Origin of the sequence: Acinetobacter calcoaceticus ANC 3811, assembly GCF_000399665.1 — a bacterium.
Taxonomy (GTDB): domain Bacteria; phylum Pseudomonadota; class Gammaproteobacteria; order Pseudomonadales; family Moraxellaceae; genus Acinetobacter; species Acinetobacter calcoaceticus_B.
This window is the reverse complement of sequence record NZ_KB976986.1, coordinates 3,446,938-3,462,683: the sequence shown is the minus strand read 5'-3', so window position 1 is coordinate 3,462,683 and position 15,746 is coordinate 3,446,938. Positions and strand designations below refer to the sequence as shown.

Here is a 15,746-nt window from a genome sequence, read left to right as displayed (position 1 = left end):
ATTTCGAGATATTAGACACTGATATCTTTATCTTTCGTATAGCGATCTACAACCACACTAATCATCATATCCCCTTGCACATTTACCACCGTTCTTACCGTATCTAGTAAGCGGTCAATTGGCAGTAGAATAGCAATTGCTTCAGCTGGCAAACCCACCGACTGTAAAACCATAATCATAGTCACCATGCCCGCACTAGGTATTCCAGGTGCGCCAAGTGATGCAATCATTGCTGTTAAACACACAATAATTTGCTGTGTCAGGTTTAAATCTAGCCCCACCAAATTTGCCACAAACAGTGCAGCTGCCGCCTCATATAAAGCGGTACCATCCATGTTTAACTGAGTACCAAGTGGAATAACAAATCCCGCTGTTTGAGGACGTACACCTAAGTTTTCTTGCGCACACTTCATACTAAGCGGCATCGTGGCAGAGCTAGAACTGGTTGCAAATGCTGTAATTAGCGCTGTACGTGTCCCTTTGAAAAAAGTCCAAGGGCTCATGCGACCAAAAATCCAAAGTAAGAGCGGTAAAACAACAGCACCATGGAAAATGGTTGTACCTGTTACAACAACTGCAAACTCAGCCAAGCGACTCAATACTGAAATATCTTCCGTTGCCATTAACTTTGCTAATAAAGCGAAAATACCTAAAGGCGCTAATTTCATGACCCAGCCAACGAGCAGCATCATCATTTCAAAGAACTGGTGACTCAATACACGAATACTTTTGAAACGTTCCCCACCCTGCACTAAAGCAACACCGACAAATAAAGCAAAGACCACAACGGCTAAAACGTTACCATCACTAAATGCTTTAAATGGATTGATTAAAGTATTTTGAATAAAATTAGTGAAAAAACTTGCTGGGTTTAAACTATCTGGTGCTTGATAATTTTGCATAGATGTCTGGAAAATAGAAATATCTATGCCACGTCCAACCTCAAATAAATGAGCACAACTAATGCCTAAAATTAAGGCTAAAGTCGTTGTAGTTAAACAGCATAAAAATGTGATTTTCCAGACTGGCCCTAACTGCCCACCCGCTTGTAGGTTTGATACACCTACAACAATCGAACTAAAAATTAAAGGCACCAAAAGCATTTTAAGGAGCCCGATAAAAACACTACTTAATATTCCAAGCCCATATAAACTATGTTTTACAAAAGCTGTATCTGGATATATTGTGAGTAGGAAACCAAAGGCTAAACCTAAAATGGCGGCAATCAGAATTTGTGTATTTAAGTTCATATCAGCATTATTTTTTTCAGTCGGCATACCTATTTACAATATGACATGAGGTTGCTTTTCATTCGAGCAATTTTTTGTCACATCGTTCCCATTAAAAATAAAAAAGCCATCTGGTTAGATAGCTCTTCAATAGGTCTATTGGGTTTCAATTTCCCGCAAACGAATTAAACCCTCTTGCACCGTACTGCATACAAGTTGGCCATTTTGCCACATACGACCAAAATTAAGACCTCTTGAAGCCGCACTCACTGTGGCTTCCATGTCATAAAGCATCCACTCATCCGCACGCAATGGGCGGTGGAAATAAATTGCATGATCAATACTTGCACACTGTAAACTTGGAGAAATATAACTCAAGCCATGCGGTCTTAAAGCCGTTGTCATTAAAGTAAAATCTGAATAAAACGCAACAATTGCTTGATGCAAGGCAATATCATCTAATTGTTTTGGAATACGGTCATGGGTGCGGATATAGTGCGCATTATAGGGAGCTTCAGGTTGCGGCTGAAACGGGTTTACCGGATCAATTGGACGAATTTCCACATGACGCTCACGCATGAAACTAGCACGTACATTTTCAGGTACAAAGTTTAGAATACCTTGTTTCAACTCATTTTCAGATTTAAGCGTTTCTGGTGCTGGATACTCAGGTTCTTGATGTTGATAGTTCAAACCTTCTTCTGGATTGGCAAAAGAAACCATCGCTGAAAATATGACTCGTCCATGCTGAATCGCACGAACTTGACGACTTACAAAGCTTTTTCCATCCCTTAAACGGTCTACTTCATAGATAATTGGGGCATTAATATCACCACCATACAAAAAATATGCATGTAAAGAATGCGCTGGGCGATCAGTTGTATAAGATGCTGCACGTAAAGCCTGACCCAAAACCTGTCCACCAAAGACACGTTTACCAACAAGATTACGACTCATGCCACGGTAAATATTTTCTTCTAGCTTTTCTAAAGTGAGCAGCTCGACTAGTTCTTGGGTTAACGCATTCATGAGAGATACCTTCATATTTCAGGTAAAAAATCGTATTAAAGGACAGATGTGTATAATGTATTGTGCCATAAAAAACTATTTGAACATGGAACAATCAGTCAACTTCTGACGAACATTGCTTATATAACAGCTAAAAATACGATTTTTAACGATAAAATATGCCAAAAGCATTATAATTTATAAGCTATTAGCATATTGTTTTTTTCAATAAATGCCTCAAAATAATTACCCTCCGCATTTGGTGCTGGGATTTGTCTTTAAGAAGTAGGAGTTCTTATGTCCAAGAGTGGGTTTGGTCAAATGTATCGTCGGCTTTCGAGTAAGTTACTTGACCTCGTGGTAACACCACATGTTCTTGGGGAAGTTCCTACTGAACCAGTATCAGAAACAATAGAAACAGAAGCAAAGACTGACCGCCAAAAAGTGGTGTGCTATGTCTTACAAAACCATTCTCGAAGCAATGCTTTGGTGGTAGATGGTGAAACGCGTCGTTTAAATTTAAAACCTGCGTTAGACCCATTAGTTGTTGGCACTCATCAGGAAAAAGCATCAGTTTTATTTTTACAGCACAATGATGAAAATAATTTACTGAATCCGCCTCCTCATGCTTTTCCACCACGCTTATTAAAATTAATTGAAGTCTTACAAGAAAATCCTGAACTTGATATAGAGCTTGTTCCAGTTACCGTTTTATGGGGCCGCTCACCAGACAAAGAAGACTCTTGGTTTAAGCTATTATTTTCAGATACATGGGCTACACCAAGCACTGTTAAGCAATTGGTCAACATTGGCTTACATGGTCGCCAATCTTATTTAGAGTTTCATGAACCACAATCGCTGCGTGAATTGGTTGAATATGCGCAACAGCATTATCCAAACCTTTCACCTGCCACTTATATTGTAAGTACGTTAAATGATTACTTAGATCGTCAACGCGAAGTGGTCTTAGGTCCCGATTTATCGGATCGTCGTAATGTCATGCAGTCGGTTGTAAAATCTCGCGATGTGCAAGAAGCAATCCGCCGTGAAAGTATTCGCGGGAAAGTCAGTATGCTCGAAGCTGAACGTCGTGCGATTGGTTATGTCAATGAAATCGTATCGGATTATTCACACTCAGCAGTCCGCTTTGCCGATCTTGCTTTAACGCGCTTATGGACCCAGCTTTATGACGGCGTAGATGTGCATAACTTCAGTACCGTTCGTGAACTGGCAAAAGATTATGAAGTGGTTTACACACCTTGTCACCGCAGTCACATCGACTATTTATTATTGTCTTATGTGATTTATAGACGTGGCCTTATGGTTCCGTATATTGCTGCGGGTGATAACCTAAACTTGCCTTTCGTTGGTCAGCTTTTACGTGGTGGTGGTGCCTTCTTTATCCGCCGTTCTTTCCGTGGCAATGGCCTTTACACAACGGTATTTAAAGAATATTTATATAGTATTTTGTCACGTAACACACCACTTGAGTACTTTATTGAAGGTGGACGTTCACGTACAGGACGCCTATTACCGCCTAAGACTGGCATGCTTGCTATGACGGTTCATAGTCATTTACGTGGCCGTACAAAGCCAATTGTATTTGTACCAACCTACATTGGTTATGAACGCCTGATGGAAGGCTCGACCTACGTAGGCGAAATGCAAGGTAAACCGAAAGAAGCTGAATCAATTTTTGGTATTGTGAAAACCTTACGAAAAATTGAACGTATTTTCGGTAAAGTCCACGTGAACTTTGGGGAACCTGTTTTCCTTGATGATCTGCTTAAGCAACATAATGCAGAAAATGTTTTTATTGAGAAAAATGACGACCCAATTCCTCAAGCAGTTTCAGATGCCGTAAATAGCTCTGCACATGCAATTTTAGAAAATATTAACCGAGCTGTGGTGATTAATCCTGTCTCTTTACTTTCTATTATTTTGCTTGCAACTCCAAAGCATACGCTTGATGAAGAAATCTGTATTAAGCAGCTTGAAGCTTACCGCGATCTAGCATCAAACTTCCCATATGACCAACGTATGGAAGTAACGCCACTTTCTGGTAAAGAAATTATTGCTTATGGTTTAAAGCTTAAACTTATTAAACGAGTTCAGCATGCACTCGGCGATATTATTGCGATTGAAGATAACCAAGCTGTTCTTCTGACCTATTTCCGTAATAACATTTTACACGCCTTTGTTTTACCGTCATTGGTTGCATCATTGGTTGAACACAATGGAAAAATCAGCCGTTCAGATTTAACCAATGTCATCTATACGCTCTACCCATTCTTGAAAGCAGAATTATTCCTTAAATGGAAGAGTAGCGAACTTAAGGAACAAATTGAGCAATATGCAAATGCATTGGTTCAATCAAACCTTATTCAGCAAGATGATGAAGGTAACTTGATTAGCTCTGCACCAAATACTGAAGAGCATAATCAGCTTGTTGTTTTAGCTATGCCTGTTAAGCAAAGTCTTGAGCGTTACTACATGACGCTTGCGCTCATTACTCAACGTGGTTCAGGTAATATTTCTGCTAAACAGGTTGAAGAATTAAGTCATTTACTCGGACAACGTTTATCAGTTCTATATGAATTTAATTCGCCAGAGTTCTTCGACAAATCTTTATTCCAAAGCTTTTTAAAAGTACTTACACAGCAAAATTATATTCGTACCAATGACCAAGGCCAAATTGAGTTTGATGATAATTTCCGTCAAATGGCTGCTGGCGCAAAGTTGGTACTTGATGAAGTAACCTTACAAATGTTGCAGCACATCACGACCTTTACCGACGAAGAATTGAAAGATGCTCTTGAAGCTATGGCATCTCAACAAGCAAAACGACGTTTGAAACGTAAAAAATCTTAAGATTTTTATTCAAAATAAAAGGCAACTTCGGTTGCCTTTTATTTTATTAGCGAATTGGGCATTCAAAATAGCGTGGATCATCCATACAACGTAGACGCTTCATAAGTTGAACAAAATAAGCATCGTAATAACCTGAAAGAACGTACTGATTACGTATTTTTGCAACCATCACGTCATAGCTCTGCTTTTCATAAAAAGAAACGTCTACCCAGTAATAGGCTGGTAAATGATTTTCCCATTGGGTTGCACGATTAGTCAGTAATTGACTATTTTGAACAAACCATCCTCGAATTTTTCGGCCAAAATTAGCAGGATATGCTTGCGGCTTAATAATTAAATTGACGCCAAAATATGCCAAAGGAAAGTTAATCACTTGAACATCGGGTCCAAATTCTTTTTGTAAGTTATATGGTAATAGTCCATATATGGGAGCTGGAACAATATCGATTTTGTCTTGCTTAAACTGCACAATCGCATTAGATAAATCAACATAAACGGGCTGACCACCCACACTTCGTACCAATGCTTGTTGTGGTGGGTTATTTGGTAACACGCCAATACGCTGATTTCTTAATTGAGCAACTTTAGAGATTTTCTTATTTTTTAGGACCATATAGGCTGTGCCAATAGGAATCATCCCTACCGCTTCATAGTCCTTAGAAATTAATCTTTTTTCGACTGTTGGATGATTCAAAAGCTGTAATAAGCTTTTCGCAGTACGATTATTAGGAATAAGCCCGATACCAGCGGTACTTCCCATAAACTGGTTATAACGATAAGTATTAAAATTAGATGCCGCTAAACCTGAACATTTTCCATCATCAAAAGCTTGGATGGCCTGTTGTTCTTTTTGATAGGTCACCACTTTAAAGTTGACTTGATATTGCTGTGCAGCATATAACCGAATGTCATTTAAACGACGTGTGATATCCCCTTGGGAACCAATCGGATCATATGCACACCACACTTGATCCTCGGCCCAACTCGCAACAGCTGTTACACTCAAAATAAGAGCTAAACAGATTTTTTTCACTTTCAACCTTTTTATCTTTATCGGCAATTTGACTGCCTCATCAGGTATTTATGTTCTTATTTAAAGTTTAATCAAAATTTTATTTAGTGCTATGAACATTTAAACATAATAAATAGTCATTAAAGCAAATTGGATGCTCTAACTGAAAACCCGTTGCAGGCAAATGTTTCGCATAAATTCGTTTACCTGAAGTTTGGTTCGATTCTAAAGTTAACTCTGGTAATCCCAATTGTTTTTGAAACCAGACTAGAACTTCATGCAATGGCAATGGCTGGTTATTAGTTACAATATAGCTCGCTTGATGAGTTTCATAGTCGGCCATAAAAGCCAAAAATCTTGCTAAATCATCAATATGTATTCGATTGCTAAAATGTATATTTGGATAACTTTGACTATTTTCAGCCATTTTCTTTAAACGGGCAACTGAGGTTCCGTAAATCCCAGTTGGGCGAACAATTACACATTGTGCTGGATAGTGTTTTTGCCAAAGGAGTTCCATATTACGCAATATATGGCCTTGTGCGTCATTTGGCTGAATTTCACTAAAATCATCAATGATCTCCCCTGCATTTTCACCATATACCCGTGTAGACGACACTACGATTATTTTTTTTACTGGATGTATTTTTAATGCATCTCGAATCGGTTCAATACTATCGACATAAGTATGTTGGTAGCCCTCAACCGTACTCTCGTTTGGAGAAAGTAAAATATATACGACATCCACAGGTTCAATTTTACTTAAATCAAGTTTAAAGATATCTTGAACAAGATGTGTTGCGTAACTATCCGTTTTTACACTACGACTGATTGTGGTAATTTGATGTTCTTTCTCAAATAGTTGTTTAGCAACACGCTGAGATGTTTTACCATAACCGATAAATAATATATGCATAGAATACTCGTTGAGGGGACATGACTTCAGTCCATCAGTTACAAGGCGTTGGATCGGCTTCAGCAGCCCTGCTCGAAAAACTAAATATTTTTACCACAGATGATTTACTGTTTCATCTGCCACGTGATTATGAAGACCGCAGTACAATTATTGCAATGAATCAACTTGTGGTTGGGCGTAGTTATTTACTCGAAGGTGAGGTCAGATCAATTGACTTCCCTCCGGGAAAACGAAAATCTATGGCGGCCTTGGTTCAAGATGAATTCGGTAAAGTTACCTTACGCTTTTATCATATTTATAAAAACCTAACCGACAAAATAAAACCGGGTCATCGCTTACGTATTTTTGGTGAAGTTCGTGTCGGCGCTCGCGGCCTTGAGATGTATCATCCCGAAATTCAGCTCATTCATGAACATACACCTCTACCAAAAACTCAGCTTACAGCAATTTACCCAAGTACGGATGGGCTGACTCAACCCAAATTACGTGAATATGTAAAACAAGCTTTAAAGCATCATAGTGATGCCTTACCAGAGCTACTTCCTAAGCAATACACCAATGGCTATGCACTTAAAGAGGCTCTGTATTACATTCATGAGCCTCCTGTTGATGCCAATATGCTCCAGTTGGCCCAAGGTTCACACCCAGCCCAACAACGACTTATTTTTGAAGAACTGGTTGCACACCAAATTAGTTTACTTAATCGCCGTGCTTATATTCGTCAAATTGCATCTCCAGCTTTTTCAAGTAGTAAAATATTAGCTAAAAAGCTTTTAGAAGCTTTACCTTTTCAAATGACCAATGCACAAAAGCGTGTATCTAAAGAAATTTTAAATGATTTGAAGCAGAACCAACCGATGCTTCGATTAGTGCAAGGCGATGTAGGCGCTGGAAAGACCTTAGTTGCTGCTGTAGCGGCTTGCCATGCTCTAGAAGCTGATTGGCAGGTTGCATTAATGGCCCCGACTGAGATTCTTGCAGAACAGCATTATCTGAATTTTAAGCGCTGGTTTGAACCTTTAGGCATTACTGTCGCATGGTTGTCTGGCAAACAAAAAGGTAAAGCCCGTGCTCAAGCAGAGCAGCAAATTAAAGAAGGTCACGCTGAACTTATTATTGGTACACATGCTTTATTTCAAGATAGCGTTGGATTTGCAAAATTAGGTCTGGTAATTATTGATGAACAGCATCGTTTTGGCGTAGATCAGCGTTTAGCTCTACGTAATAAAGGTGCTGAGCAGTTCACCCCGCACCAACTCGTTATGACAGCCACTCCTATTCCAAGAACACTGGCAATGAGTGCCTATGGTGATTTAGACACCTCAATTATTGATGAGTTACCACCGGGCCGTACTCCAATTCAAACCGTTACGATTCCACTTGATCGTCGCGAAGAAGTACTTCAACGAATTGCTTCGAATTGTAGAGATGGAAAACAGGCATATTGGGTATGTACACTGGTCGAACAGTCTGAAACTTTAGATGCTCAAGCCGCCGAAGCCACCTATCAAGAAATGAAAGAGCGCTTTCCTGAACTTAATATTGGCTTAGTGCATGGCAAAATGAAAGCTGACGAAAAACAGTCGGTCATGCAAGCGTTTAAAAATAATGAGTTACAGCTTCTTATTGCAACCACGGTAATTGAAGTTGGGGTAGATGTTCCCAACTCTTCTATTATGGTCATTGAAAATGCCGAACGTTTAGGACTTTCTCAGCTACATCAGTTACGCGGTCGCGTAGGTCGAGGTGCTCAAGCCAGCTTTTGCGTACTTTTATACAAAACACCTCTTTCACAAAATGGGCAAGAGAGACTTTCTATATTAAGAGAAAGTAACGATGGCTTTGTGATCGCAGAAAAAGATCTTGAGTTACGCGGACCAGGTGAATTACTAGGTACTAAACAAACTGGGGATATGGGGTTTAGAGTTGCTCGTTTAGAGCGAGATGATCACTTACTCAGTCAAGCTCATTATGTAGCTCAGCAAGTCTTAAAAGATTATCCAGAACAAGCAGATGCATTATTAAAACGCTGGCTTCCAGAAGCGCCTCGCTACGCATATGTTTAGTTTCTTAAATCCACAGCATCTTATTCAATTACTCTCACCTTGTTTGTTATGTGAGTCAGGCGTACGAGAAAAATATTCGCTCTGTAAGGATTGTTGGAAGCAGTTACCTTGGCTTAAACAAACAATTCAACGCAATGATCAATTAGTTCTTGTGGCTTGTGATTATGCTTATCCAGTTAGCCGAATCATTCAGCAGTTTAAGTATGAACAAAAATTACATTATGAAATCTTGTTAGGTGAAATTTTACAGCAGTTAAAATTTCCCAAAGTACAGGCTATTGTGCCTATGCCTATTTCCAATCAACGTTTAATCGAGCGTGGCTTTAATCAGTCGTTGCTACTGGCAAATCTTTTAAGCAAACAATTAAAAATACCTGTTTGGCAGCCAGTTCAGCGTCTTGCTGAGCATTCGCAAAAAGGGCTTTCTCGACTGGAACGCTTTGAGAACATTGAACAACAGTTTATTGCGCTTACTCAAGAAAAACGGCGTTATCGCCGTGTTCTTATTATTGATGACGTAATAACCACTGGAAGCTCTATTCATGCGCTCAGTCAAGCACTTAAACAATTAGGCTGCACATCCATCCATGCCGCTTGTCTAGCGGCAACTTTGACCAGTTAAAATGATTAAACCGTAGATAGATGCTGCTCACACCAAGGAATAACAATTTCACGGGTTAATGGTGCGAGGTGCGTTTCTGAATCATTCAAGTCTACCCATTTCATTTCTGCAATTTCGGCTGCAATTTTAGGTGCCTGATCAAGCTGAACAAGATATAAATGACTGACCAGAATATGATCTGGCTCATTCGCCGCTGCTGTTTCGAAACGACCAAGAAATTGTTCAATTACACAAGAACTTCCAACTTCTTCTAAAATTTCTCGCTGCATTGTGACATCTGGTGCCTCGTTGGGTTCCAGTTTGCCACCCACTTGCATAAAAGCATGAGTATTACGCTTTCTCACGAGCAACAACTGATTTTGCTCGTTCAAGATCACTGCAGCAGCGACCGTAATTGTTTTCACTTATTTAACCTCGTTTATGGTTGAACATCTGCATTTATCCATTTGGGAGCAGGAGCCTGGTATTGCTCAAATTGTTGAAGAATATCTTCAATTTTGTCTGATGCGATCAATTTATCAACGAACCGTGCTTGGCTAAATCCATTATCTACCGTCCCTTGAATCATTTTAAGTAAATCTTCATAAAAGCCAGCTACATTTAAGAAAGCACATGGCTTTTGATGAATACCTAATTGCGCCCACGTCCATTGTTCAAAGATTTCTTCCAATGTACCCGCACCACCAGGTAAAGCAATGAAACCATCGGAGAGGTCTGCCATTTTGGTTTTACGCTCATGCATATTTTCGACCACATATAATTTGGTTAAGCCCGGATGAGCTAACTCACGATCGACCAAAGCACGAGGAATCACGCCAATGACTTGCCCACCTGCTTGCAAAGCACTGTCAGCGACAACGCCCATTAAGCCTGAGCGACCACCGCCATAAACCAAGGTCTTACCTTGTTTTGCGATAGCCTCACCAGTAATTTTGGCAACTTGTTGGAAAATTGGGTTTGAACCAAGAGATGAACCACAGAAAATACAAATTGAATTCATAGTGTAAAAAACCGTTTTATTGAACTGTCATGCTGACAAACTAAACTATCGATAGAGTTTTTTTTTGCAAAATAGCGTATTAGCAAGTGTTTTTCGGCAAATCCTTGTCTAAAATACACCCATCCATTTCCATCAGACTGCGTGAGGAAAAAAGACACATGCTTGAAGCCTTTTATGCCACAGAACGCGGAAGTCTGGAAGATGCCACCATCAATGGTGGATTTGATCTACATCCCGAATTAGTCTGGCTTGATCTTATTGCACCCTCGCAAGAAGAGCAACAATGGGTACTAGATGCCTATGACCAAAATTTACCTACACTAAAATCGCTTGAAGATATTTCATCCTCAGCACGATTCTACCGTGATGATGATGGTATTTTGCATATCAGTACTTATTTTTTAACGAAAAATAAAAACTATCAAGTGGATGGTGACGCAGAAGACTCATCACATATTTTAGCGATGGTGCAAACGGTTGCATTTATTTTACATAAAGACCGTCTCTTTACGATGCGGGGAGAAAAGTTAGTTGCTTTTCGTGCCTTTCGTGCGCGCGCTCGCCGAAATGACTATGATATGGACTATAAAGATCCAACATGGATTTTATTGGGCCTTCTTGAGGCAAAACTTGATGAGCTTGCGGATATCTTAGAAGATATCCACAAAGATTTAGAAAAATACTCGACAGAGGTTCTTAACAATCACCAACGTGAGCAAATTCTAGATCTTGATGACATGATTACGCGCCTAGCTCAACAAGAAGATATGCTAGGAAAAGCGCAGCTCTGTTTAATTGATTTGCGACGTGTACTTACTTTTTTATCACGTCCGCGCGCATTAGGCAGTCATATTTACGATGCTGATATTCGAGAACTGAGTGAAGATGTTCGCTCACTCGTAGAACATGATGCTTTCTTATTCCAAAAAGTACGATTCTTACTTGATACGACGTCTGGGTTCATTAATACCGAGCAGAATGACACGATCCGTCGATTCTCGATCTTGCCAAGTATGTTGGCGCCTCCAATGCTTATTGCCAGCATCTATGGGATGAATACAGATGTATTACCTTTTGCGCACGGTACGACTAGTTTCATCATCGTTTTACTAATTATTATCGGTTTCTTTATTGGCCCTATTATTTATTTCCGCTGGAAAAAATGGATTTAAGCTTTGTAATAAAATGCTAGTCCAAAGCATAAAAAAGCACCTAAATATAGGTGCTTTTTTTATATCTTGCATATCAGATCAAATGTAGATCTTCCTGCAAATGGCAGGCTTGAATGATCTTCAGCATTTTTTCGGGTACATTTTTAAAATGCAAACCAGCTTTTTGTGGAGTCACTCGTAACCATTGAACTAAAACAGCCAATGCCAAGGTACTGCCATGCTCAAGCTCTGTTAAATCTACCACCAGAGGAAAGCTTTGCTGCTTCTTGATGATAGCTAAACCTGCTTGATACTGCTGTTCCGCATTTTCAAAATCAATTTTTCCCGAAACAACCAATTGTTGGTTGAGATACTGAATCACTCGTCACCTACTATTTTTGTTTGTTCTGATTAACAGCAGCATCTGCATCCGGTTGGAAGGTTGCAATTGCTTTATTCAAATCGCCGCCATTACGTTTCACTGTTGCAGCAAACTGATTACGGAACTGTAGTCCTAAATCAATACCAGAAACATTGATATTACGGATTTTCCACTGAGTACCCTTATCAGCCAACTGGAAAGACACAGGAATTTTGTCACCGTTGTGACTAAAGTCCAATGTCACTACTGGGTTTTTACCCGCAGTTGCCTTGTAAGGACGCATGGTATAGCTTTGGTTCGTATATTTAGCAAATGCAGTACCGTAATTTTCAATTAATGTATTACGGAAGTTCGTTTCAAACTGAGCACGTTGCGCTGCTGTACTATACTGATTTGTTGCATAAGTACCCATTACAATGCGTGTAAATGCTTGTGAATCAACATAAGGGTCTAAATTCTGACGAACGATAGACTTCACCAATGCTGGATTACTTTGCAATTTTGCATGATCAGCTTTTAAACGAGTAATCAAACCATCAGCAACACGCTTGATAAAATCAGGTGGTGCTTCTGAAGGCGCAGCAAATGCTGAACCGACAATCATGGTAGACAAAAGACTTGCTGTCAGGGTTTGTTTAAACAACGTATTCACCAGGAACCACTCCTTCAAATAATCTTTTACTCAACAAATGATGCTTGAGCACTATCTTTATTAGTGCTTGCAGGAGCACTTGCTTCTGTTGAGCTTGAACCGGCAGCAACTTTACCAGCCCCGCCACCAGTAATAAATTTACTAATTAAATCTTCTAAATCCATAGTTCCTTGAGTGTTTGAAATTGTGTCGCCTCGTTTGAGGTAGTTCACACCACCACCAGGTACAACTTTCAAATATTTCTCACCCAACAAACCATTGGTTGCTACCATTATATAAGCATCTTCATCAATACTGGTGATGGAGGTCATGTTACTGGTCAGTTGCTGTTCCATTGCTTTTTGTTGCTCTGGAGAAGCCTGCGTATAATCTGAACTATAACGCAACTCTTCCAGCGCATTCTTCTGAACTTCTTTTAATTGTTCAGGATTGAAACTTGTCAACTTTCCATCTAAACCAAATGTTACGGTAGCCAAACGCGTAACCGGATCAAGCGTAATTGAATCAACACGACCAATTGTAACACCACTCATCGTTACTTTAGCGCGCGGCTTTAGCCCATTGACGTTATCAAACTGAGCCTTCATGGTATAACTATCACTTAAGTTCGTACCAACAAGACCACTGACTTTCATCGCTAAAAAAAACAATGCAATACCGAAGATAATAACAAAGACACCAACGGCCAGTTCACTACTACGTGATTTCATTAAATCCCTCCGAACATGACCGCAGTCAACACGAAATCAAAACCTAAAACACATAATGAAGAATACACAACCGTCCGGGTCATTGCCGTTGCAATGCCTTCTGGTGTCGGATCACACGCATATCCTTGATATACGGCAACCCATGTACAAATCAAAGCAAAAACAATACTTTTAATAATCGTGCCATTGAAAATGTCATGCCAGAAACGCACTGTATTTTGCATACCACTCCAGAAGGAGCCTTCATCAGCACCTAAAAAGTCAACACCGACCATCTTGCCACCAATAATACCAATGGCTGCAAATATCACAGTTAACATTGGCAAACTGACAATACCTGCCCAAAGACGTGGTGATACGATTTGCTTTAAAGGGTCAACACCAATCATTTCCATACTGGCAAGCTGTTCGCTTTGCTTCATTGAACCAATTTCGGCAGTCAATGCAGAACCTGCTCGTCCTGCAAATAGCAATGCAGCAACCACAGAAGCAAGCTCACGGAGTAGTGTTAACGAAATCGCTGTACCCAACATCGACTCAGCACCGAAAGTGACCAAAATGCTATACATCTGCAAGCCAAGAACCGCACCAATAAACAAACCAGAAACAGTAATAATAAGTAAGGACATCACACCTACGCGGTGCATTTGGTAACCAAAACGACCAAAACCACCCTTGGTAGGAAATGAAAAAATAATCTGCAAGAGCATATGTGCCGCAGCACCAATGCCTCGAATCCGCTCAATAACGAGTCTACCTAACCAGGCAATCGTATTCATGGACGAACCTCGTTATTTAAATAAGTTTGATGACTAAACTGGTATTCAACTGGTCCTTCTGCCGAACCTGTTAAGAATTGGTGTACAAATGGAGAAGCATATTTTTGCAACTCTTCAGGTGTACCCTCTCCCTGAATTTTTCCTTCAGCTACCACATAGATGTAGTCAGCAATCGATAATGTTTCTGCGACATCATGCGAAACAATAATTGTTGTTAAATCTAACGCTTCACGTAGTGAACGAATTAAACGTGTCAAAACACCTTTCACAATTGGGTCTTGACCAGCAAAAGGTTCATCGTACATGATTAAATCGGGATCAAGTGCTATCGCGCGAGCCAATGCCACACGACGATTCATACCACCTGAAAGTTCTGTCGGCATTAATTGTTCAGAACCACGTAGACCTACTGATTCAAGTTTTAATGCAACCAGTTCAGCAATGAGATTTTCAGGAAGCTTTGTGTGCGCTCGGATTGGAAACGCCACATTTTCATAAACGGACATATCCGTAAATAAAGCGCCACTCTGAAATAACATTCCCATACGTGCACGGGCTGAAAACAGTTCCTGACGAGACATTTTGGCAATATCTTTAGAGTCAAGTAAAACTTCCCCCTGATCTGGAACTAACTGTCCACCAATCAGACGTAATAAAGTTGTTTTACCTGTACCAGAAGGTCCCATAATGGCCGTAATCTGGCCTCGACGTATATTTAAACTAATATTGTCATAAATGACGCGTTCCCCTCGATTAAAACTCAAGTTTTTCACTTCAATAAGCGGTTGAGTCGAGAGAGGAGTTTTATTATTCATAATGGCAATCGTTCCTGCACTTTTATGCACGCATACTATAACACTGAAAATTAGCAAACTTGTTGTAATTTTAACAAAAGCAAATCTAACTTATTTTATAGAAATAGAAGAGGTATGTTCGTAAAAAGAGGTCAATTCAGAAGCTTGGAATTGCTCAACAGAACTTCCATTTATAAAAGCGTAGGCGAAGTAAACACCATTACACAAAACGAGTGCAATAAAAAGATAAGGCAAACCACGCTGAACCAAAAGGTTCTTCAATTGTGCCATTATTGTTTCTTTTCGCTTACTTTTACGCATTATTTAATAAAAAATTGAACCAATTCACATTTTGTTAGTTTATAACAAAACTGAAAAATAAAAAAGGCCAGTATTTTTACTGGCCTTTTTTTCAAACTAAATATTGATTAGCGGTCGAATTTACGACGCGGCGGTTTATCATCGAAGCTACGACGCGGACGATCTTCACCACCAAAGCTACGTTTTGGACGATCATCACCACCGCCGAACGCTGGACGTTCACCACGTGGTTT

Annotated in this window: 16 protein-coding genes; 4 read left to right on the top strand and 12 right to left on the bottom strand. The window is 39.8% G+C overall.

Annotated features, from left to right (window positions below; all coding sequences use genetic code 11):
- Positions 1 to 11: 11 nt before the first annotated feature.
- Both F935_RS17500 and F935_RS17495 read right to left on the bottom strand, forming a co-directional pair.
- Positions 12 to 1,277, bottom strand: a complete 1,266-nt coding sequence (locus F935_RS17500) for a dicarboxylate/amino acid:cation symporter (protein WP_016140100.1) — start codon at positions 1,275 to 1,277, stop codon at positions 12 to 14.
- 108 nt (positions 1,278 to 1,385) lie between these two features.
- Positions 1,386 to 2,258, bottom strand: coding sequence for an acyl-CoA thioesterase (locus tag F935_RS17495; RefSeq protein WP_003653674.1), 873 nt, complete (start codon positions 2,256 to 2,258; stop codon positions 1,386 to 1,388).
- 276 nt (positions 2,259 to 2,534) lie between these two features.
- Between F935_RS17495 and plsB the strand changes: the two genes are divergently transcribed.
- Positions 2,535 to 5,108 carry a glycerol-3-phosphate 1-O-acyltransferase PlsB gene (plsB, locus tag F935_RS17490; protein ID WP_016140099.1) on the top strand — a complete coding sequence of 858 codons (2,574 nt, stop codon included), beginning with the start codon at positions 2,535 to 2,537 and terminating at the stop codon, positions 5,106 to 5,108.
- 46 nt (positions 5,109 to 5,154) lie between these two features.
- Here the strand turns inward: plsB and F935_RS17485 are convergent, their stop codons facing one another.
- Both F935_RS17485 and F935_RS17480 read right to left on the bottom strand, forming a co-directional pair.
- Positions 5,155 to 6,141, bottom strand: a complete 987-nt coding sequence (locus F935_RS17485; RefSeq protein ID WP_016140098.1) for a putative solute-binding protein — start codon at positions 6,139 to 6,141, stop codon at positions 5,155 to 5,157.
- A 79-nt stretch (positions 6,142 to 6,220) separates the two neighbouring features.
- Positions 6,221 to 7,036, bottom strand: a complete 816-nt coding sequence (locus tag F935_RS17480) for an NAD(P)H-binding protein (RefSeq protein WP_016140097.1) — start codon at positions 7,034 to 7,036, stop codon at positions 6,221 to 6,223.
- Between the two features lie 20 nt (positions 7,037 to 7,056).
- Here F935_RS17480 and recG point away from each other — a divergent pair, with 20 nt between their 5' ends.
- Both recG and F935_RS17470 read left to right on the top strand, forming a co-directional pair.
- On the top strand, positions 7,057 to 9,102 hold the full coding sequence (gene recG, locus F935_RS17475; RefSeq protein ID WP_016140096.1) for an ATP-dependent DNA helicase RecG: 2,046 nt from the start codon (positions 7,057 to 7,059) through the stop codon (positions 9,100 to 9,102).
- Positions 9,095 to 9,724, top strand: coding sequence for a ComF family protein (locus F935_RS17470; RefSeq protein WP_016140095.1), 630 nt, complete (start codon positions 9,095 to 9,097; stop codon positions 9,722 to 9,724). Before recG ends, F935_RS17470 begins: the two co-directional genes overlap by 8 nt.
- Positions 9,725 to 9,729: 5 nt before the next feature.
- On the opposite strand, the gene F935_RS17465 is transcribed toward F935_RS17470, so the two are convergent.
- Positions 9,730 to 10,128: an NUDIX hydrolase gene (locus F935_RS17465; protein ID WP_016140094.1), complete on the bottom strand. Its 399-nt coding sequence runs from the start codon at positions 10,126 to 10,128 to the stop codon at positions 9,730 to 9,732.
- Positions 10,129 to 10,142: 14 nt separating this feature from the next.
- Positions 10,143 to 10,724, bottom strand: a complete 582-nt coding sequence (locus tag F935_RS17460) for an LOG family protein (protein WP_016140093.1) — start codon at positions 10,722 to 10,724, stop codon at positions 10,143 to 10,145.
- A 158-nt stretch (positions 10,725 to 10,882) separates the two neighbouring features.
- On the opposite strand from F935_RS17460, the gene F935_RS17455 reads away from it, so the two are divergent.
- Positions 10,883 to 11,896 (top strand): CorA family divalent cation transporter, encoded by a 1,014-nt coding sequence (locus tag F935_RS17455; protein WP_004789661.1) that lies wholly within the window; start codon positions 10,883 to 10,885, stop codon positions 11,894 to 11,896.
- Positions 11,897 to 11,969: 73 nt separating this feature from the next.
- On the opposite strand, the gene F935_RS17450 is transcribed toward F935_RS17455, so the two are convergent.
- The 6 genes from F935_RS17450 to F935_RS17425 form a co-directional block, all read right to left on the bottom strand.
- Positions 11,970 to 12,257: an STAS domain-containing protein gene (locus F935_RS17450; RefSeq protein ID WP_016140092.1), complete on the bottom strand. Its 288-nt coding sequence runs from the start codon at positions 12,255 to 12,257 to the stop codon at positions 11,970 to 11,972.
- Between the two features lie 10 nt (positions 12,258 to 12,267).
- Complete coding sequence (locus F935_RS17445; RefSeq protein WP_016140091.1) at positions 12,268 to 12,909, bottom strand: MlaC/ttg2D family ABC transporter substrate-binding protein; 642 nt, start codon at positions 12,907 to 12,909, stop codon at positions 12,268 to 12,270.
- Between the two features lie 26 nt (positions 12,910 to 12,935).
- The gene (locus F935_RS17440; protein ID WP_016140090.1) at positions 12,936 to 13,619 is read right to left on the bottom strand and encodes an outer membrane lipid asymmetry maintenance protein MlaD; all 684 of its coding nucleotides are present in this window, start codon (positions 13,617 to 13,619) and stop codon (positions 12,936 to 12,938) included.
- The gene (gene mlaE, locus F935_RS17435; RefSeq protein ID WP_005038455.1) at positions 13,619 to 14,398 is read right to left on the bottom strand and encodes a lipid asymmetry maintenance ABC transporter permease subunit MlaE; all 780 of its coding nucleotides are present in this window, start codon (positions 14,396 to 14,398) and stop codon (positions 13,619 to 13,621) included. The genes F935_RS17440 and mlaE overlap by 1 nt, the downstream gene beginning before the upstream one ends.
- Positions 14,395 to 15,213 (bottom strand): ABC transporter ATP-binding protein, encoded by an 819-nt coding sequence (locus F935_RS17430; RefSeq protein WP_016140089.1) that lies wholly within the window; start codon positions 15,211 to 15,213, stop codon positions 14,395 to 14,397. The genes mlaE and F935_RS17430 overlap by 4 nt, the downstream gene beginning before the upstream one ends.
- A gap of 90 nt (positions 15,214 to 15,303) precedes the next feature.
- A complete protein-coding gene (locus tag F935_RS17425) occupies positions 15,304 to 15,513 on the bottom strand; it encodes a hypothetical protein (RefSeq protein ID WP_080645648.1) in 210 nt (69 codons plus the stop codon).
- Positions 15,514 to 15,746: the final 233 nt, after the last annotated feature.